The following is a 20,202-nucleotide window of genomic DNA, read 5'->3' on the forward strand; positions in this document are numbered from 1 at the left end:
AGTACAAAATCTGCATTCCTAAATCTATTTTGGCTACATTTTTACAAGTGGCAGGGACGAGGATTTTGAAGGTTTTTTTATGATTATTCAGTATCTTTGCCGTCCAATTAAAACTTCCGGCTTAATCTCCGGGGGATATTTTATCAAAAAGTAATAACAAAATTTTGGAAGAAAACAACATTATTAACGAACAAAACGCTGAACAGCAGGCTCCTGCGGCAGTTAGTGCCCAGGCAGAAACAGCGACAAAAAATGCACCTGTTGCAGTACAGACCGCTCACGATGATTTTGACTGGAGCGTGGACAAACGTAACGTATCTTCTTATAGCCAGGAAGAGAAAGTTAAGTATGACCAGACTTACGACAGCACTTTCAAGGTGATTGAAGAAAACGGTTTGCTTACTGGTACCGTGGTTGGCTTAACCAAAACGGACGTTGTAATCAACATTGGTTTCAAATCAGATGGTCTTATCTCTCTGAACGAGTTCCGCGATCTGCAGGGCCTGAAAGTAGGAGATGAAGTAGAAGTACTGGTTGTAGAAAAAGAAGACCGGGATGGTAACCTGCACCTGAGCCGTAAACAAGCTCGTCAACAGCGTGCATGGGAAAAAATCGTGGAAGTGTACAAAACAGGCGAAGTTGTTACTGGTACTGTTACCAGCAAAACTAAGGGCGGCCTGATCGTGGACGTTTATGGTATGGAAACATTCTTACCAGGTTCACAGATCGACGTTAAACCTGTTACTGATTACGATCAGTTTGTTGGTAAAACAATGGAATTCAAAGTGGTTAAGGTTAACGAAGCCATCAGAAACGCAGTTGTTTCCCACAAAGCGCTTATCGAAAGCGATATCGAACAGCAAAGAGTGGATATTATCTCCAAACTGGAAAAAGGCCAGGTATTGGAAGGTACTATCAAAAATATCACAGACTTCGGTGCATTCATCGATCTGGGTGGTCTGGACGGCTTGCTGTACATCACCGATATCAGCTGGGGCCGTATTTCTCACCCAAGCGAAGTACTGCAGATGGATCAGAAGATCAATGTGGTTGTACTGGACTTCGACGACGAGAAAAAACGTATCAGCCTTGGTTACAAACAACTCACTCCCCATCCTTGGGATACCTTACCAGCTAACATCACAGAAGGTGCGCGCGTGAAAGGTAAAGTAGTGAACATTGAAGATTATGGTGCATTCCTGGAAATTCTGCCTGGTGTGGAAGGACTGGTACACGTATCTGAAATCTCATGGGCTTCCACCCCGATCAATGCTAAGGAATTCTTCAAATTAGGAGAAGAGTACGAAGCAGTGGTAGTTACCCTGAGCAAAGACGAGCGTAAAATGAGCCTGTCTATCAAGCAACTGACTGAAGATCCTTGGGCTACTATCGAAACTAAATTCCCGCTGGAAAGCCGTCACAAAGGTATTGTGAAGAACATTACTCCTTATGGCGTGTTCGTTGAGCTGGAAACAGGTATCGGTGGTATGATCCACATCTCTGATCTGAGCTGGATCAAACGTTTCAATCACCCAAGTGAGTACACTAAAGTAGGTAGCGAAATCGAAGTAGTGATACTGGGTATTGACAAGGATAACCGCAAACTGAGCCTGGGCCACAAACAAATTGAAGAAGATCCATGGAACACTTTTGAAACTATCTTCCCGATTGGTTCTATCCATGAAGGTACTGTAGTGAAGAAAGATGACAAGGGTGCTACTGTTCAGTTACAATATGGTCTGGAAGCTTACGCTCCTGCCCGTCACCTGCGCACTGAAGATGATAAACCAATCAGCGTTGAAGATGTGAAAGAATTCATGATCATTGAATTCGATCGTAGCGAAAAACGTATCCTGGTTTCTCATACAAGAGTTTGGGAACAGGTGAAGAACGAAGAGAAAGCTGTAGTTGCGAAAGAAAAGAGAGCAGATGCTGATAACACTCGCAAAGCAGTTAAAACCATTCAGAGCAAAGTAGAAAAAGCTACTTTAGGTGATCTGGGTGCTTTAGCTGAACTGAGAGAAAAACTGAAGCAGTCTGAAGGTGGTGAAGAAGAGAAAAAAGCGTAATAACTTTTTTAGGTTGAAATAATACAGGGGCTGTTTCGAAAGGAACGGCCCCTGTTGTTTTTTCATCAGATACATAGATTTAATGAGGCTCCGTCAGGGGCCTTCTTTGTATATATAATTGATTTATAGTCAATTAAGTAAAAAACTCCATAGTCCATCACTGATAGCCCTTTTAAGAAGGATCCCTGAAAGGCCTTAACAGGCTTGTGATCAGGAGTATAATCCATATATAAGCCATATGTAAACCATATATGAAGCATATATAAGCTATACTTCTAGAGGTATGCTTTATATATGCTTTATAGCTGTTTTATTAATGCAATAAATAAATTTAAGAGGACTAGTCCGCACCTTGTTAAGAGCCTGTACCGGTATATAAAAGCCCCGTATACAGATATACAAAACCCGGCCCGGAATCAGTTTAACTCATTCCGGGCCGGGTTTTATAGTATGTTGATGTTTTATAGTTTCGCCAAGATCCCGTCGTTGAACTCGGTCAGGGAGTTTAACTGTACATCTGCCAGGGCATAACGCTTGTTATTGCGGTTATGTGGCTCCGGGACCACCACTACCTTCATGCGGGCAGCTTTGGCGGCTGTCATACCGGTAACGGAATCCTCGAAGGCAATGCATTGCAATGGCGTACTGCCCAGTGCCTTTGCACAGGAAAGGTAAACTGCCGGATGTGGTTTACCATGTGTCTCAAACTCTGCTGAAGAGATCACCTGGAAACGGTCCTTAATACCGAAATGCGTTACCGCAGCCAGGATCAGGCGCATAGGAGAGGAGGATGCCAGTCCTATTTTGAAATTCTTCTGTTCGAAATAGTCGAGAATGTATTCCAGTCCTTCCATTATCACACCTTCTGCCACGATTTTGGCGGTAACGCTGTCAATAATCTCGGAAGTCACCAGTTCTGAATTTTTTCCTTCCCATTTGAAGAAATTATGCCAGTATTCCACCACTTCTGCTGTGCGTAAGCCCGTAGTATGACTAGCCTGTTCCATTGACAATTCCACTCCAACAGTAGCGAACACTTCCCGCATCGCCCGCCCCCATAGGGGTTCGGAGTCAATCAACAATCCATCCATATCAAAAATCACCGTATTGATCATGTGCTCTTTTCGTTTGTTTTGCGCGGCAAAGTTACATTATCATTCCAATGACAATAGAAAAATCCGGGATCTATCCCCCCTGACCTTTAAATAAATTCTAATATTCACCCCCTTTTTTTATGAAAATTTCCTTTGGAAATCTCACTTAGATTTATAACTTTGCTATAGTCTACAAAAACGATGGGAAATATGGATAGTAATCTGATGATAGCGAGTTTTGAGTGCCGTTGCTGTAATGCAAAGGTAAAAGCGGAGGCGTAGATGTATACCAACTGATGATCAATCAAGAATCAAACAAGATATACAAAGCCTCCGTTCTTACGGAGGTTTTGTGCTTTATATAGGCTTAATAAGGAAGTGTTTAATCTGATAATTTACCACCACCCAAGAAAATAATTGATATGCAAAGCTTCAGAACAGAACTGGAAAATCCTGTTGTAGAGAAGGACATAATAGAACTGGAGAAAAAGATTCGTTTATTCCGTGAAGGACAGATACCGGAAGAGAAATTCCGTAGTCTGCGTCTCGCAAGAGGTATTTACGGACAGAGACAGCCGGGAGTTCAAATGATACGTATCAAACTGCCCTACGGTAAAATGACCCTGGAACAGTGGAAACGTATGTCTGACGTTTCTGACGAATATTCTACCGGTAACCTGCACCTGACCACCCGTCAGGACATTCAGATCCACTTCGTGAGTCTGGAAAAGACACCTGAACTGTGGACCAAACTGGACCTCGATGATATTACCATTCGTGAAGCCTGCGGTAACACCGTAAGAAATATTACCGCTTCTGATAAAGCGGGTATAGACCCTGCCGAACCATTTGATATTACCCCTTATGCTGATGCTGCGTTCCGCTATTTCCTGCGTAACCCTGTATGCCAGGACATGGGACGTAAATTCAAGATAGCTTTCTCCAGCAGTGATGCTGATACCGCCTGGGCTTTCATGCATGATATAGGCGTTATACCTAAGATCCGCGAAATTAACGGACAGCAGGTACGCGGCTTTAAAGTGATGATAGGCGGTGGCCTGGGAGCACAGCCTTACCTGGCACACATTGCTTACGAATTCCTGGAAGCAGATCAGCTGATCCCATATATAGAGACCGTATTGCGTGTATTTGACAGAAATGGTGAAAGGGCCAGTCGTCATAAAGCACGTATGAAGTTCCTGATCCAGAAACTCGGGTTTGAAGAATTCTCCAGACTGGTAGAGGAAGAACGCCTTGCCAACAAAGTGAAGACTTTCCATGTAGATGCTGATGTATGGGAAGAACCGGAATTGCCTGCAGCAGATGCAGTATTACCGGCTTACACGATTAAGGACCCTAAGAAATACGAAATATGGAAGGCTACCAACGCTTTCCGTCAGAAGCAGGCAGATTATTATGCCGCTTATGTGCGCGTGCCATTGGGTAACATCAGTTCCGTTATTTCCCGCCAGATCATTGAAGGGCTGAAACCAGCTATCGGCAACGATGTGCGTGTAACAGCCAACCAGGGTTTACTGCTGAAATATATATTACCGGCTCACCTGCCTTACGTGTTCAGCGTGCTGGAAACGGCAGGTTTTGCGGAACCCGGCTTTGACAGTGTTGCCGATATCACGGCCTGCCCTGGTACTGATACCTGTAACCTGGCTATCTCCAGCAGCACCGGTATTGCTACTGCACTGGAACTGGTGATTCAGGAAGAATTCCCGGACCTGGTATATAATAAAGATATTAAGATCAAGATAAGTGGTTGTATGAACTCCTGCGGTCAGCATGGTATTGCCGCTATCGGCTTCCATGGCAGTTCCGTGAAGAGTGGCGGTAAGGTATTGCCAGCCCTGCAGGTATTGCTGGGTGGTGGTATTGTTGGAGATGGCGTGGGCCGTGTAGCAGATAAGGTGATCAAGGTGCCAAGTAAACGTGGCCCGGATGTACTACGCTCCCTGCTGAACGACTACGAAGCCAATGCGCAGGAAAGCGAAAAATTCAATGATTACTACGATCGTCAGGGAGAAAAATACTTCTACGACCTGCTGAAACCATTGACAGACCTGACTACCCTGCAGAACGATGATTTCATCGACTGGGGACAGGGCGACAAGTTCGCGACTGCTATTGGTGTGGGTGAGTGCGCAAGCGTGGTAATAGACCTGGTAGCTACCCTGTTATTTGAAGGGGAAGAAAAGCTGCAGTCATCTATCGTAGCTTTGGAAAGCAATCAGTTCGCAGACAGTATCTATCATTCTTACTCCACTTTTATACAGACAGCGAAAGCGTTACTGTTAGGAGAAGGCGTAAACTGTAATACACAGACCGGCATCATCAATGACTTTGACAAACATTTCATAGAAACAGGCAAGTGGCCAATCGACGGAGGTTTCAAGGAACTGGTGTTACAAATCAATCAGCACGAACCATCAGAAAGCTTTGCGAAAGCATATCACAAACAGGCGGCAGACTTTTATCAGCAGGCACATGCCCTCAGGCAGCAGCCAAGCGCTGAAGTACCTGCGTCTTAATCTTTAAAAGAGTACACTATGCAAAATATACATCCAAAATTAATACTGGTAGGCGCTGGTCCTGGTGATCCTGAGCTGATCACTGTAAAAGGGCTGAAAGCCATACAACAGGCCAGGGTAATTCTGTACGACGCATTGTCTAACAATGAACTGCTGGAGCATGCACCCTGCAACTGCTTAAAGCGTTTTGTTGGGAAACGTGCCGGTATGCATGTGTACTCTCAGGATGAGATTAACCGCATGATCGTGAAGTACGCATTGACTTATGGGAATGTGGTACGCCTGAAAGGAGGAGATTCTTTTGTGTTTGGGCGCGGACAGGAAGAACTGGCTTTTGCCCAGCAGTTTAATATAGATACGGAAGTCATTCCCGGTATCAGCAGCGCGATATCGGTGCCGGCTTTTAACGGGATTCCGGTGACGGCGCGTAACGTGAGTGAGGGATTCTGGGTACTGACCGGTACCACACAGAATGGTAACCTGGCAAGAGACCTGGATCATGCTATTCAGGTGAAAACGACCGTTGTGATATTGATGGGAATGAGTAAGCTGGAAGAGATATCTTCCGCATATATTGCGCAGGGAAAAGGTAATACCCCTGCTGCCATTATCCAGAATGGTACATTGCCTAACCAGAAAGTGGGCGTAGGTACCGTGGGAGAACTGGCAGCGATCGCCAGCAGGGGAGACCTCCGTAATCCCGCTATTATTGTTGTAGGAGAGGTGGTACGTTTCCATGAAGCGTTCCAGTCCGTGAAGGAGAAGCTGGCCGCCGGATTTAAAATAGCCGTATAATCAGTTTGATTTTTGGATACAGGGCTTCGCCCTGCAAAATCCCTTCAATTTTTTTGTGATGGTGCTTAGCGCCATCACAAAAAAATTACTCTTTGATCAAAATAAATCAAACTGAGTCCCTGAAAGTGAGATTCTTTTATCTGCTGATATTTGAGTAACTTTTAAGTCAGTCTTTTTTATAAATGTGCCCATATGGAAGAGAATAATCTGTTTCCGGTATTTTTCAAGGTAAACCGTCTGCAACTGCTTGTAGTTGGCGGCGGTAATATCGGGCATGAAAAAGTAAGCGCTATCCTCAGCAATTGCCTGGACGCCAACATAACAGTGGTGGCTACCTGGTTCTTACCGGAACTGGTAACGCTGGCCAAAACCGCGCCCAATGTTACATTAGTTCAAAAACCTTTCTCCTGCGGGGATATGCTGGGTAAAGACCTGGCTATTGCTGCCACTAACGACAAAGAACTGAACGGTTTCATCTGGGAAAAGGCGAAGGGCAGCCGGGTGCTGATCAATGTGGCTGATACACCGGAGTTATGTGATTTTTATTTAGGTTCTGTTGTACAGAAGGGCAATCTCAAAATAGCTATTTCTACCAATGGTAAATCTCCCACCGTTGCGAAACGTTTAAAAGAAGTATTACAGGAAGCCATACCAGGATCCATTAATGAGGTGCTGGATAAGTTACAGACAATACGTGACAGGCTGAAAGGTGATTTTACCGAGAAGGTGAAACAACTGAACCAGATTACTGAGGTACTGGTAAAGAGAGACTAAAAATTATAAATTATCGATATATTCCATTTTTACTGCAAAACAGCCCCATTTTCCACCCACCAACGGAATAATTCAGCATATTTTCTTAGAAATAGATAGTTTTTTAACCATCTCTGGATAAAATTATCTTTCATTTTGTGCTTAATTTTCTTTTTATATTACATGATTAATAAAAATATATTTATAATTTAGTATCATTGTATGTAAAAATTCAACAAGGCTTGTTATTTTTATAGAAAATTAGAAGGTATTTGCTGTTTTGGTAGAGATTTTCAGATTACTGGTTAAAATATATTTATTTTTAATGTGTCATTAGTCTCTTGTTATGCGTAATGTTTCGAAAAACAGGTTCAGCAGGGTAGTTATTAAGAAATCACCCTATATTAATTCGGTTTCTGTCACGAAATCCAATACATCAGATATCAAAACACACACAGTCATAAAACCAGCCAAAGGAGCAGTGTCAACCTATGATCGGCGGATAATAGCTGGCTCTGCTCTCTAAAATATTGAGGCATATAGCAAGTATATGCCCGAAGATAAAGTAAGTAGCGGTTACAGGCGGGGAACTTCCGGGGCTAGGGTCAGCAAAGGCCAGCAAAGTTCTTGACCTCGCAGTTTCGGATAGTTATCGTATCCCCGCCTTATGCCGCGCCAATTACAAAGAGATTTCCCGCTTCCCTGAAGTATATACCTTACGCCGGAGGCCTGAAAGGGGCCTCGCTGAGGTATCATAAAGAATTAAGACCGTTTATCAACCAAAATCTGAATTGTATCCTGACTATTCACTATTTCATTTTATCAACCATTACTAAGCTGCACCAAACTAATCTGTCGATTAATAAAAGAGAAAAACGAAGAAAATCTAGTGAAGCAGATCCCCTGTAATATTCTTTGCATGCTGCCGGAATTCAGGGAAGGGAAACGGTTCATTGCAGGCTATGCGTCCTTAACCGTTTCTCTTTTTCTTCGTTTTTTGTAGCTGTATATTTGCCCCCATGATCCTTTCCCAAACAGAAGCATTCGTTAAAAAAGAACTGGCAGGCGCCGAAGGCGGGCACGACTGGTGGCATATTTACAGGGTATGGCAACTGGCTAAACACATTGCTGCACAGGAAGATGTGAATATGCTGGTAGTTGAACTGGGCGCACTGCTGCATGACATTGCAGATGCCAAATTCCATGGCGGAGATGAAAGCATAGGGCCGGCAAAGGCCCGCCAGTTCATGGAATCTATCCAGGTACCGGCCGGTGTGGTGCAACACGTGACTAATATCATCGAACACATTTCTTTTAAAGGCGGACACCAGGCAGGTAAATTTTACTCTCCGGAACTGGGAGTGGTACAGGATGCTGACCGCCTGGATGCACTGGGCGCTATCGGTATTGCCCGGACGTTCAACTATGGCGGTTTTAAGAACAGGGCCATTTATGATCCGGGGATTTCTCCTGATTTACAGATGACCAAAGAACAGTACAAGCATAGCACGGCCCCTACGATCAATCATTTTTACGAGAAGTTGTTATTGCTGAAAGACAGGATGAATACTGCTACCGGCAGAAAGCTGGCCGAAGAAAGGCATTTGTTTATGGAGCAGTTCCTGGAAAGGTTTTATAAAGAGTGGGAGGGGATATCCTGATGTGTGAAAGAGATCCTTTCACACATCAGCAACCTTTTATGCAAATAATGCTTTCAGTTCTTCCGCATCCTGCGGCTTCATCTTGCCACTAAGGATAAGACGAAGCTGGCGGCGGCGTAAAGCACCGTCATATAAGCTCTTCTCATCTTCTGTATCGGGGATAATGGGAGGTACTATCCGGGACTTGCCATTAGGGTCCAGGGCCACGAAAGTCATGAACGCCTCGTTTGACTTATAACGGTACTGCTGTACAGGATCTTCGCCCCATACCCGCAGGTGTACTTCCATAGAGGTAGTAAACGCCCTGCTCACCTTTGCTTCAATATGTACGACGTTGCCCAGCTTAATGGGATTTTCGAAAGAGATATTGTCTACAGATGCCGTTACTACCGGTGCGCTGCAATGTTTCATAGACGCCAGCGCAGCGGCGATGTCCATCCAGTACATTAAACGGCCGCCCATCAGGTTGCCAAAAGTGTTGGTATCATTGGGCAGTACCAGTTCCGTCATCTGGATAACCGAGTCCTGCGTGCGCTTGGGCGTTATAGTCATGTTATTGTTTGTTCGGCGGCAAAATTAGTAAGAAGTTTGATGCTATTGGTAAGAAATAAAATGTGGCAGCCTTCAGGATAAATTTATAAGCCCTCAAAAACGGGTTAAATATTTTTATATTATTTCTTTATATATGTAATAAATATACAATCTTAAAAAGCCTTTTGGGCGGGTAGCAAATTTTTGTAACTTTGCCTGACCTTCGGAAGTTAGTTTTTACTTGACTGGTTACACCATTTATGTCGTCCGGCACTTCCTCTTTAGGTCAAGTATTCTACAGAATTAGATCTTATGGCAAAATATATCTTCGTTACGGGAGGTGTTACATCCTCGTTGGGTAAAGGAATCATAGCTGCTTCGCTGGCAAAATTATTGCAGTTGCGCGGTTTTAGAGTGACTATTCAGAAGTTTGATCCATATATCAATGTGGACCCGGGGACATTAAACCCTTATGAACACGGAGAGTGTTATGTAACCGAAGATGGTGCTGAAACTGACCTCGATCTGGGGCACTATGAGCGTTTCCTTAATACACCTACGTCCCAGGCTAATAATGTGACTACCGGTCGTATTTACCAGACTGTAATTAACAAGGAACGTGAGGGGGCTTACCTTGGTAAGACCGTTCAGGTAGTTCCGCATATTACAGATGAGATCAAGCGCAGGATCCTGCTGCTGGGTAAAGATGGTAATTATGATATCGTGATCACTGAATTAGGCGGAACAGTGGGTGATATCGAATCACTGCCTTATATAGAGGCGGTTCGTCAGTTACAATGGGAACTGGAAGAGCAGGATTGCCTGGTGGTACACCTGACCCTCATTCCTTACCTGCGTGCAGCTAAAGAACTGAAAACCAAGCCAACACAGCACTCTGTGAAAATGATGAGTGAGAACGGCGTTCATCCGGACGTGATCGTTTGCCGTACAGAAGAACCTATGTACAATGATCTGAAGAAGAAAATTGCACTGTTCTGTAATGTTACGGTGGATGCTGTGATAGAAGCAACAGACATGAGTACCATCTATGAAGTGCCGCTGGAAATGCTGCGCGAAAAGCTGGATGTCATTGTGATGAAGAAACTGCATATCCCTATTGAGAAGGAACCGGATATGACCAAATGGAAAGGATTCCTGGACAAACTGAAGTACCCTAAATCCAAAGTGACCATCGGTCTCATTGGTAAATACGTGGAACTGCAGGATGCCTACAAATCCATCCTGGAGTCATTTATCCATGCAGGGGCGATGAATGAGTGTAAAGTAATAGTGCAAAATATTCATTCTGAATTCCTTACTCCTGAGAACGTGGCTGAGAAGCTCCGCAACCTGGATGGTTTGCTGGTGGCTCCCGGTTTTGGACATCGTGGTATAGAAGGAAAGATAACGGCTATCCAGTATGCGCGTGAAAACAACCTGCCTTTCTTTGGTATTTGCCTGGGAATGCAGATGAGCGTAGTGGAATATGCACGTAACGTAATAGGATGGAAGGATGCACACTCTACTGAAATGAATCCTGAAACCACTCATGCGGTAATAGGATTGATGGAAGAACAAAAGAAAATTACGGCTAAAGGCGGTACCATGCGTTTAGGCTCTTATGCCTGCGAACTGGAGCCAGGCTCCAGAGCTGCTTCTATCTATGAAGGGACCAGCATCACTGAACGCCACCGTCACCGCTACGAATTCAACAGTAAGTTCCTGGAAGATTTCGAGAAAGCAGGTATGGTAGCTTCCGGTAAGAACCCGGAAAGTGGACTGGTAGAAGTGGTAGAACTGCCTGATCATCCTTTCTTTGTAGGATGCCAGTTTCACCCGGAACTGAAAAGTACCGTGGAAAGACCGGCTCCGCTGTTTGTTCATTTCATAGCTGCTGCCAAAGAATATGCAGAAATTAAGACAAACAATGCAAAACTGGCGGAAGAGAAAATCGCCCACCAGTAATAAATAATTAGTAGCCGCAAGCTATTAGTTGCACCCTGCAAGCAACATTTCAATATTAACTTAACAGAATATTGGGATGATACTTGTCGCTGACAGCTAAAAGCTTGCGGCTTTTACATACCTTTGCAGCCTAAATTTCAATTAGAATTTCATGGACAGAAACTCGGTCATTGGCTTCATCTTGCTGGGAGTATTACTGGTAGGATATATCTTCTATAACCAAGGTCAACAGGTAGAAGCACGGAAAGAGAAAGCCCGTCAGGATTCCATCGCAAACATCAACAAGCCTAAAGTACCCACAGATACAACAGGTTATGCTGCTGCCGGCACTACCGGTACCCAGGATTCCTCCCGTCTGGCAGGTGAATATGGCGCCTTTGCGAATGCAGCGAAAGGTACTGCTCAAACTGCTGTACTGGAAAACGACGTTGTAAAAATCACTTTTACCAACCAGGGTGGACAGCCGGCTACTGTTCAGCTGAAAAAATTCAAAACTTTTGATGGCGGTCCTTTAATGCTGGTAGACGGTTCTTTCAACCGTATTTCCATGCAGTTACCTGCTAATAACAATACCTTATTAAATACTGCAGACCTGTTCTTCACCGGTGGTTCCGTTCAGAAACTGGCAGATGGCAGTCAGGCTGTTACTTACCGCCTCTCTACCTCTAATCCTGAACAGTTCCTGGAATATGTGTATACACTGAAACAGGATGGTTATGCGGTTGACTTTGACATTCATGCGGTAGGACTTGAAAATGTGCTGCCTGCTTCCCAGAAAACGCTGGCCCTGCAATGGGATAACCAGAACGACAGACAGGAACAGGATATGCAGAATGAACGTCTCAACAACCAGGTCCATTATGAGTCCGGTGAGGGTAAACACGATTATTTCACCCTGCAGCGTACCAGTCATCAGCAACTGGAGAACAAACTGCAATGGGTAAGTGTGAAACAACAGTTCTTCAACACTACCTTCATCTCCCAAAAAGATAACAACTTCGCAGGAGCTGATATCAATACCAAAGTGCCTGAAAGCGGTAATATTGTCGGACAGACCTTCACCACCCTGTCTATCCCTTACACCCGCGCACATGATTTCAAATTCCCGATAGAAATATATTACGGTCCTAACCATTATAAGACGTTAAAATCTTTTGGTATAGGCCTGGAAAATATCATCCCGCTGGGTTCCGGTATTTTTGCTTTCGTAAAGTATGTGAACAAATGGGTGATCATCCCTGTGTTTAACTTCCTGAGTGGATTTATTCACAATTATGGTATCATCATCATCCTGCTCACCTTATTTATACGCTTACTGATAGCGCCGTTCACTTATCAGAGTTATGTATCGTCTGCTAAAATGAAGGTGTTAAAGCCCGAAATTGATGCATTGCGTGCGAAACATGGTGATGACCAGCAGGCTTTTGGTATGGACCAGATGAAACTCTTTAAGAGCGCCGGTGTAAACCCTCTCGGAGGTTGTTTACCTGCTGTGATGCAGTTACCTATCCTGGTAGCGATGTACAGCTTCTTCCCGTCCTCTATTGAGTTACGCCAGGAGAGTTTCCTGTGGGCGAAAGACCTTTCGACCTACGATTCTATCTTCCATCTGCCGTTTACCATTCCTTTTTATGGTGATCACGTGAGTCTTTTCACCTTGCTGATGACGGCTACCAGTTTGATGCTGGCTTTCAACAACCGCGGTATGGCCGATCAGAGCAACCCGGTAATGAAATATATGCCTTACGTATTCCCGGTAATGCTGTTAGGGATATTCAACCGTCTTGCTTCGGCTTTGACATTCTACTACTTCCTGTCTAACGTGATCAGTATCCTGTTACAGTGGGTGATACAGAAGTTTATCATCAACCACGACAAGATCCACGCACAGATCCAGGAGAACAAGAAGAAACCTAAGAGCAAATCCAAATGGCAGGAAAAGCTGGAAGAGATGCAGCAAAGGCAGCAGGGTGTACAACCGAAAAAGAAGTAACTTATTATTATTATATTTGATAGAAGGCTCCCACGATGGGAGCCTTCTTTATTTACAGGGCTTAATCGTAAACATGAAACAATTGTTGTTACTGGCAACGGCCAGCACTTTGTATTTATCCTCCTATGCACAGGATTACATTCCTTCTCCCAGCCGTATCCAGCACACGGTGAACTACCTGGCCTCTGAGAAACTGAAAGGCAGGGGATCTGATGAAAAAGGCGGTATGAAGGCCGGTAAATATGTGGCCAGGCAGTTTAAGAAACTGGGACTGAAGCCGGTTAATAATGGTAGTTATTACCAGGACTTTACTTTTGACAAGAACTCCCATAAGAACGTTCCCAGTCGTAATGTGATCGGTTTTTTAGATAATGGCGCTGCCCGTACGATCATCATAGGCGCACATTACGATCACCTGGGGCTAGCTACATTGTATGACGGTAAATATCCGCTCAATGTCATTCATAACGGAGCAGATGATAATGCTTCCGGTGTAGCCGGTTTGCTGGAATTTATCCGTTATTATAGCCAGAACGGGGAGAAAGAACCTTTTAACTTCCTGTTTATTGCGATGGGGGCTGAAGAGCCGGGTCTAATGGGATCTAAATATTTTGTGGATCATCCTGTTATTCCGCTGAGCAGTGTTCACCTGATGCTGAATATGGATATGATAGGACGTTATAATGATACGAGGGGATTGGGTATCGGTGGTTATGGTTCTGCGCAGGAATGGCCTGCCGTGTTTAAAGATGTGCAGCAGCCGGGGATTCACTATTTCACGGATGGCGGCAGCAAAGGAGCATCTGATCACCATAACTTTTATATGAGCGGAATACCGGTAATATTCCTGCATACAGGCCCTCATGATGATTATCATAAGCCTACGGATGATGCGGATAAGTTAGAACCGAAGGAAGAAGCGCTGGTATTACAGCTGGGGATAAAACTGGTAGCGAATGCGATGAAGTATGATTCGTTACATTATGTAGGAGAAGAGAAGAAGTAATTTTTGGGTACAGGGCGAAGCCCTGCAAAATCCCTTAAACAAAAAAATCCCCGAACGGAACGTTCGGGGATTTTTTTGTTTAATTATCTTTCTTAGGAGGAAGCACCGCTTTGGGTGTTTGTGCCGGTTGTGCCGGCGCTTTTTCTTTCTCCTTTTCCTTCATCTCTTTATTCGCTTCTTCTTCCAGTTTATTCACATCATAATAATCACTCGCAGCACCGTTCCCCTGATCTTCTGATTCAGCACCAGGCTTGATGTTATCCTCATAAGGAGTATAACTGTTCTCTATAGAGGCAGGGATGGCAAAGGTAGCTTTCTCATCAATCTTCAGCGATTTATCTGCAAATACCTTCTGGAAGAAATAAGCCCAGATAGGTAAGCCTGTACTGGCACCCTGACCGTTTGCGGTTGTAGAAAAGTGCAGGAAGTTGTTTTCGCAACCCACCCAGGCACCTGCCAGCAGTTGTGGCGTATAACCCAGGAACCAGCCATCCGTGTTATCGTTGGTCGTACCGGTCTTACCTGCTACTTCACCCGTGATGTTATAACGGAAACGCAGACGGGCTGCTGTACCGCCGGGACCTGTTACGCCCTGCATCATTTTCACCATAGTGTAAGACTCATTCTCACTGATCACTTCTTTCTTTTCCGGTGCAAATGTTTGCAGGATGTTACCATTCCTGTCTTCTATACGGGTAATATATATAGGCTTGGAGATGATACCCCTTGCAGGGAACATCGTGTATGCCCGTAACATTTCATACAGGGATATTTCCGGTGTACCCAGACAGATAGAAGGGTAGGGAGGAATATCGCTGGTGAAACCTATTTTATTCTTTGCAAAATCGGCTACAGCCCTTGCGCCTAACTGCTTGATGAGGTAAGCTGATACCAGGTTCAGGGACTTGGCCAGTGCGCCTGCCATGGTAATACTTCCGCCTACACTACCTTCTGAGTTATGCGTAAGTGTCCAGTGTTCTTTAGGGAAAGTAACCGGTTCGTTGGGTAGTATAGTGTTTGGAGACATACCATTCATGATAGCGAAACAGTACAGGAATGGTTTAAAAGTTGAACCCACCTGACGTCTTGTTTTCATGACGTGGTCATTCTTGAAATAACGGAAATCTGGTCCGCCTACCCAAGCTTTCACTTCACCGCTCTCAGGGTCCACAGCCATAAAGCCCGCCTGTAAGATAGCGCGCATGTATTTGATGGAGTCTATAGGCGTCATCACGGTATCTATCTCGTTCAGGTCTGGTTCAGTATAACTTCTCCAGGAAAATACCTTCATTTTGGTAGGGGTATTGAAAGCTTTGGTGATTTCTTCATCAGAGAGCTCCTCGTCTTTCATCGCCTTATAACGGTCAGATTCCTTCATGTAGCGGTCGATGTACTGTTGCCAGTTCTTCCATGCGCTGCCGGATTTGATATTAGATTGTTGGGAGAATGTTTTCTGCAGGTCTTTCAGGTGATGATCTACAGCTTCCTCTGCATACATCTGCATGCGTGGATTGATGGTGGTGTAAATTTTCAGACCATCGCGGTACAGGTTGTATTCTGCGCCATCTGCTTTTTTGTGGTCTTTACACCAGGTTTTAAGTTCATCACGCAATACTTCCCTGAAGTAAGGCGCTAATCCTTTATTATGATCTATCTTATTATATCTCAGTACGATAGGGCTGCTCTTGGCTGCATTGGCCTCTGCTTCCGTGATAAAGTCGTTCTTCTGCATCAGCTCTATCACCGTATTACGGCGATCGCGTGCTATTACAGGATTACGACGGGGATTGTATAGGTTGGTACCCTTCAGCATAGCGATGAGGGTAGCTGCTTCTTCAATGGAAAGATGACCCGCATCTTTACTGAAGAAGGTCCTTGCACCATTTTCGATACCGTACACATTATCGCCGAAAGGCACTGTATTTAAGTAGAGCGTAACGATTTCCTGTTTGGTGAAATTGCGTTCCAGCTTAATGGCGATGAGCCATTCCTGCATTTTCTGGAAGCCCCTTTTGATAATATTGGAAGCACGGAGCGTTCCGTTATTATCTGCCTGAAGGTTCAGGGCCAGCTGCTGTGTGATCGTACTGGAACCTCTTTTTTTACCGATGGCCAGGTAAAAAGGAATGGCCATGGTACCATAAGGGTCTATACCGGAGTGATCGTAGAACCGCACATCTTCTGTAGCGATGAGGGCATTGATCACATTCTTTGAAATCTCATTGTAGTCAGAACTGGACCTGTCTACCTGGTAATATTTACCGAGGATGGTCCCATCTTCCGCGATCACTTCTGAAGCCAGGGCAGCCCTTGGATTTTCCAGGGTTTCCATGGATGGCATATTGCCAATAATGCGGAAATTGATCAGTAATAACATTAAAATGAATATCCCCATCACCCCCAACACCGTGATCCACAATATTTTAACAGATTTTTTCATACTTACCTTTGAATTGGCTTTCCTGATTATAGCAATTTACGGGCCTTATTGCCCATACATAGTGTAACAGCCGGGCAAAAATATTAAAAAAATCCCGGCGAATTCCTTCAATTAATGTTAAAAGGCATATTAATTTGATCAAATCCATTAATATGTTTTTGTCTCATTATTGCGTGATATAGTTGTCGTTAAAGAACTTTTTATAGCCGTCGAGGTCCTTTGTGCTGTTTAACTGAATGAAATTGTCCCTGGATATGATAAATAAGCTGTAGTCAGATGGTCTGATCTTCGGCGCTATTTTCTCTGCCGATGTTCTGATATCATCGAAATAGTCGAGCGCTTTATCTTCATTGGTGAACAGGCGGAAGATGATCATCACTTCTGTTGGTGTGAGCACAAAGCTGGCCACCTGCACATTTTCACCTGCATGTTTCTCCGCATTGTAACGGGTGTACTGGTTCAGCGCTTCTTCTGTGAGTGCTTTGGACACACGGTTGAAGGAGAGTACCACGAAATGAGGGTTGGCAGCATTCAGTTTATAAAGCGTGACCGGTTTCAGCGGCGGAGGCAGCGGAGCGATCTTGAGATTGTTGTTAACGAGTTTCAGAGAATCTGCGGTAGCCGTTTTCAGTTTAAGGGAATCGAATGCGGGCTGCGGATTCTGCCATGGGTAGCGGATGGAAATGTTTTCATCCAGTGTATCCTGGTTGTTTTTCTTTTTGTCCACTTCCAGCATAGAGAGGTATACTACCAGCGCCGGCCTGTCGTTCAGCGCGTCGAGTAATGACTGTGCTTTTGCATGGATGGCTTCATCCTGCTGATATTTATGCAGCACATCGGTGATAGCCTGGCGTCCGAATTCGCAGGTATCTATCTTCATGAGGATCATGGCTTCCAGCAGGTCGAATTTCGGCTGCATAAAATTGAGTCCGAAGGTGGTATCTGCCGCCTTCTTCATTGCCAGGGCGCCCATGTAGTTACAGTCGAGGTAAGCCATGTACATTTCGCCGTATGCCGCGGAAATCTCTTTCTTTTTCGCCTTGTTGGCATCCTGTAAGCCGCCGTATTTGATCATGCTGGCGAACTTGGAATCTCCGTACTGGTTCACCACACCTTCGCGGTAGCTGTTAGCTAATGCGGTGTGGTTCAGTTGGTTATTCCATAAGTACAGCGAGTACATCACTTCCGGTTTGCGCGGATGGCGTGGGTATCGTTGCAGGAGCGTATCGTATGTTTCGATGCCAAGGACTGCATTATCGAGTTTGTCGTGGTAGAGTTTACCGAGATCAAACAGGGCGTCTTCGATGATGATGTTGGATTTGAGCAGATCGTCCGGAGTAAGCGGAAGACCGGCCGCCAGTGTTTTGGCAGTGGCGCTGTCGGCAGGCACTGTTTTGGTTTTGCCTTTACCGGCTACACCTAAAGGATTGCCTTCATCATCTTCAGGTTGAGTACCCTGATTGAGGCTGGCAGTGCTGTTCTGGCTTCTGCGCCAGTTATCTGAAAGGGTACGGTTTCCCCAGCGTTTTTTGAACTCTGAGTAACCGGATGTTTTGCTGGCGTTGTTATAGAAGTACCAGTCGCCTGCATCATCTTTTTTAGGGCCCAGGTTGCTGTTGTTGTTATTTGTTGAAAAAGGATTGTTGGCGAGTCCCTGATCGGTATTAGCCGCATTCAGTTTAGCCTGTTTCGCTTTTTCTTCTGCGTCTTTACGGATGTTAGCCGCCAGTTTTTCCAGGAATATGTTCCTGTCGGATTCCGGCATAGCAGCGATCCTTTGCAGGCTGTCCTCGCGCTGGATGGCTTCTACGCGCACCACAACATCTGTCAGTACCCGTTTGCGGGTATTTACCACGGCAGTGTCCAGGAATTCTTTGGGCATTACGGAAGCGGTACTGTCGTAGAAGTTTTTGGCAAAGCGGTACTGTCGCTGGGTATAATAAATATCGGCAATGGCTTTGTAGGTCAGTGCCTTCTGAAGGGTATTGTTGCTTTCTGCTTTTAAGGACTGGTGCAGGTATCCCATTGCCGCATCGGGGTCTTTGGGCAGTACCAGGTTAGCCATGGTATAGTAAATAGCATCTCTGAAAAGGATATACTTCTCTTTTTTTGCCATTTTCTGTAGTACGGCCAGGCTTTTATCGAGAGATCCGCCGGGTATTGATACGTTCAGTTTAGCGATCTGTATGCGGGCCTGGAATTCCATCATGGGGTCCGGTTTGGCAGCGATCACTTTTTTGAACATCAGCAGGGCGGAGTCCGGCTTATTGTAGTTGGTATAGATCTGACCGAGGATGTAGGACATACGGGCCCTTTCATCGCGGTTATTTTTCTTTTTCAGGGCTATCTGCATGGGAGCGACCGCTTCCGCGAAACGTTCCTGTTTGTAGAGGGTATAAGCCTGTACTTCAGCGAGTTGTCCGTTCAGTCTTTTCGGGAAGAAGGGGTCATGTTCCAGGATGTTGAGCATGGAACGGGCTTCATCGAATTCCTTTTGTTCCAGTAATGTTTTCGCTCTCCATATGAAAGCGTCGTTACGGGCGTAGGTATGTTTGAAAAAGCCGATAATGCCTTTGCGTTTTTCGCGGGAAGCGATGGATAGCTGGTCGTTCTGACTGGAGCCTACCACTGCTTTATAATCGTCTTTCTTTTTAGGCGCGTAGGTGGTGTTGATGAACTGGAAGGTCCTGTTGGCTTTGTCCCATTCACCCTGGTAGAAGTAGGCCTCGCCAATCACGAGATAACTATCGTCTATCCATTTGCTGCGGGGATCGCGGATCTGGATATTGATAGAAGCCTTTTCTATTACAGAGTCCAGGTCGCCTTTGCTAAGGCCGAGGCTTTGCAGGCTGTAAGGGTAGAAGGGCAGCAGGTAATTGTAGTTATCAATACCCTGCCGGCTTACTGTATGACTGATATCGTGTAATTTCTTATTGGCGTGGTAGTAGTAATTATAGCGGGCAAGGATATTCTGGACGATCCGTCGTTTGATGGTCCATTTTTTTTCCAGCATTTTTTCAGAAGGCGGCCTGCGGTCGTCTACCTTAACTGGCGCAGGAGTGACCAGCGGCTTTTGCATGGTACGCTGCTGAGGAAACTTGCTATTACCACGTGGTCGGTTGGTACTGGTCGTATCCCGTTTCTGGGCATTAACACGGGTAATGACGGTACAGCACAAAAAAAGACTAACCAGGCAGATATATGATATATGTGTAAAAACAGATCTGTAATGATTCATGGATGCCAGGGTGTATAGGCTTACCTATATAACTTATATGTTGATAATTTATTTTTAAAGATAGGATAAATTTTTTGAGGGGGCAGGGAGAGGGGTAAGAATGCGCCTTGTAATTTT

The 20,202-nt window shown here is 44.9% G+C and carries 12 protein-coding genes; 8 read left to right on the forward strand and 4 right to left on the reverse strand.

Annotated elements, in window-relative coordinates:
- Positions 1-164: 164 nt before the first annotated feature.
- Positions 165-2,069 (forward strand): 30S ribosomal protein S1, encoded by a 1,905-nt coding sequence (rpsA, locus tag GO495_RS03280; protein ID WP_157298261.1) that lies wholly within the window; start codon positions 165-167, stop codon positions 2,067-2,069.
- A 461-nt stretch (positions 2,070-2,530) separates the two neighbouring features.
- Here the strand turns inward: rpsA and hxpB are convergent, their stop codons facing one another.
- Positions 2,531-3,184: a hexitol phosphatase HxpB gene (gene hxpB, locus GO495_RS03285; RefSeq protein ID WP_157298262.1), complete on the reverse strand. Its 654-nt coding sequence runs from the start codon at positions 3,182-3,184 to the stop codon at positions 2,531-2,533.
- A gap of 401 nt (positions 3,185-3,585) precedes the next feature.
- Between hxpB and GO495_RS03290 the strand changes: the two genes are divergently transcribed.
- From GO495_RS03290 to GO495_RS03305, 4 genes are all read left to right on the forward strand, one after another.
- On the forward strand, positions 3,586-5,703 hold the full coding sequence (locus GO495_RS03290; protein WP_157298263.1) for a nitrite reductase: 2,118 nt from the start codon (positions 3,586-3,588) through the stop codon (positions 5,701-5,703).
- Positions 5,704-5,721: 18 nt separating this feature from the next.
- Entirely contained in the window at positions 5,722-6,498 is a 777-nt protein-coding gene (gene cobA / locus GO495_RS03295; RefSeq protein ID WP_157298264.1) for a uroporphyrinogen-III C-methyltransferase, read from the forward strand.
- A gap of 192 nt (positions 6,499-6,690) precedes the next feature.
- Positions 6,691-7,272: a precorrin-2 dehydrogenase/sirohydrochlorin ferrochelatase family protein gene (locus GO495_RS03300; RefSeq protein WP_157298265.1), complete on the forward strand. Its 582-nt coding sequence runs from the start codon at positions 6,691-6,693 to the stop codon at positions 7,270-7,272.
- A gap of 998 nt (positions 7,273-8,270) precedes the next feature.
- The gene (locus tag GO495_RS03305) at positions 8,271-8,912 is read left to right on the forward strand and encodes an HD domain-containing protein (protein WP_157298266.1); all 642 of its coding nucleotides are present in this window, start codon (positions 8,271-8,273) and stop codon (positions 8,910-8,912) included.
- A gap of 36 nt (positions 8,913-8,948) precedes the next feature.
- Here the strand turns inward: GO495_RS03305 and GO495_RS03310 are convergent, their stop codons facing one another.
- Positions 8,949-9,464: an acyl-CoA thioesterase gene (locus GO495_RS03310; protein ID WP_157298267.1), complete on the reverse strand. Its 516-nt coding sequence runs from the start codon at positions 9,462-9,464 to the stop codon at positions 8,949-8,951.
- A gap of 291 nt (positions 9,465-9,755) precedes the next feature.
- Between GO495_RS03310 and GO495_RS03315 the strand changes: the two genes are divergently transcribed.
- From GO495_RS03315 to GO495_RS03325, 3 genes are all read left to right on the forward strand, one after another.
- Positions 9,756-11,408 carry a CTP synthase gene (locus GO495_RS03315; RefSeq protein WP_157298268.1) on the forward strand — a complete coding sequence of 551 codons (1,653 nt, stop codon included), beginning with the start codon at positions 9,756-9,758 and terminating at the stop codon, positions 11,406-11,408.
- 151 nt (positions 11,409-11,559) lie between these two features.
- Positions 11,560-13,401, forward strand: coding sequence for a membrane protein insertase YidC (gene yidC, locus GO495_RS03320; protein WP_157298269.1), 1,842 nt, complete (start codon positions 11,560-11,562; stop codon positions 13,399-13,401).
- Positions 13,402-13,474: 73 nt separating this feature from the next.
- A complete protein-coding gene (locus GO495_RS03325) occupies positions 13,475-14,407 on the forward strand; it encodes a M20/M25/M40 family metallo-hydrolase (RefSeq protein ID WP_157298270.1) in 933 nt (310 codons plus the stop codon).
- A gap of 79 nt (positions 14,408-14,486) precedes the next feature.
- Here the strand turns inward: GO495_RS03325 and GO495_RS03330 are convergent, their stop codons facing one another.
- Both GO495_RS03330 and porW read right to left on the reverse strand, forming a co-directional pair.
- A complete protein-coding gene (locus GO495_RS03330; RefSeq protein WP_157298271.1) occupies positions 14,487-16,847 on the reverse strand; it encodes a transglycosylase domain-containing protein in 2,361 nt (786 codons plus the stop codon).
- Positions 16,848-17,013: 166 nt separating this feature from the next.
- Complete coding sequence (porW, locus tag GO495_RS03335; protein ID WP_157298272.1) at positions 17,014-20,085, reverse strand: type IX secretion system periplasmic lipoprotein PorW/SprE; 3,072 nt, start codon at positions 20,083-20,085, stop codon at positions 17,014-17,016.
- Positions 20,086-20,202: the final 117 nt, after the last annotated feature.

It is taken from the genome of Chitinophaga oryziterrae, from assembly GCF_009758125.1.
GTDB lineage: Bacteria > Bacteroidota > Bacteroidia > Chitinophagales > Chitinophagaceae > Chitinophaga > Chitinophaga oryziterrae.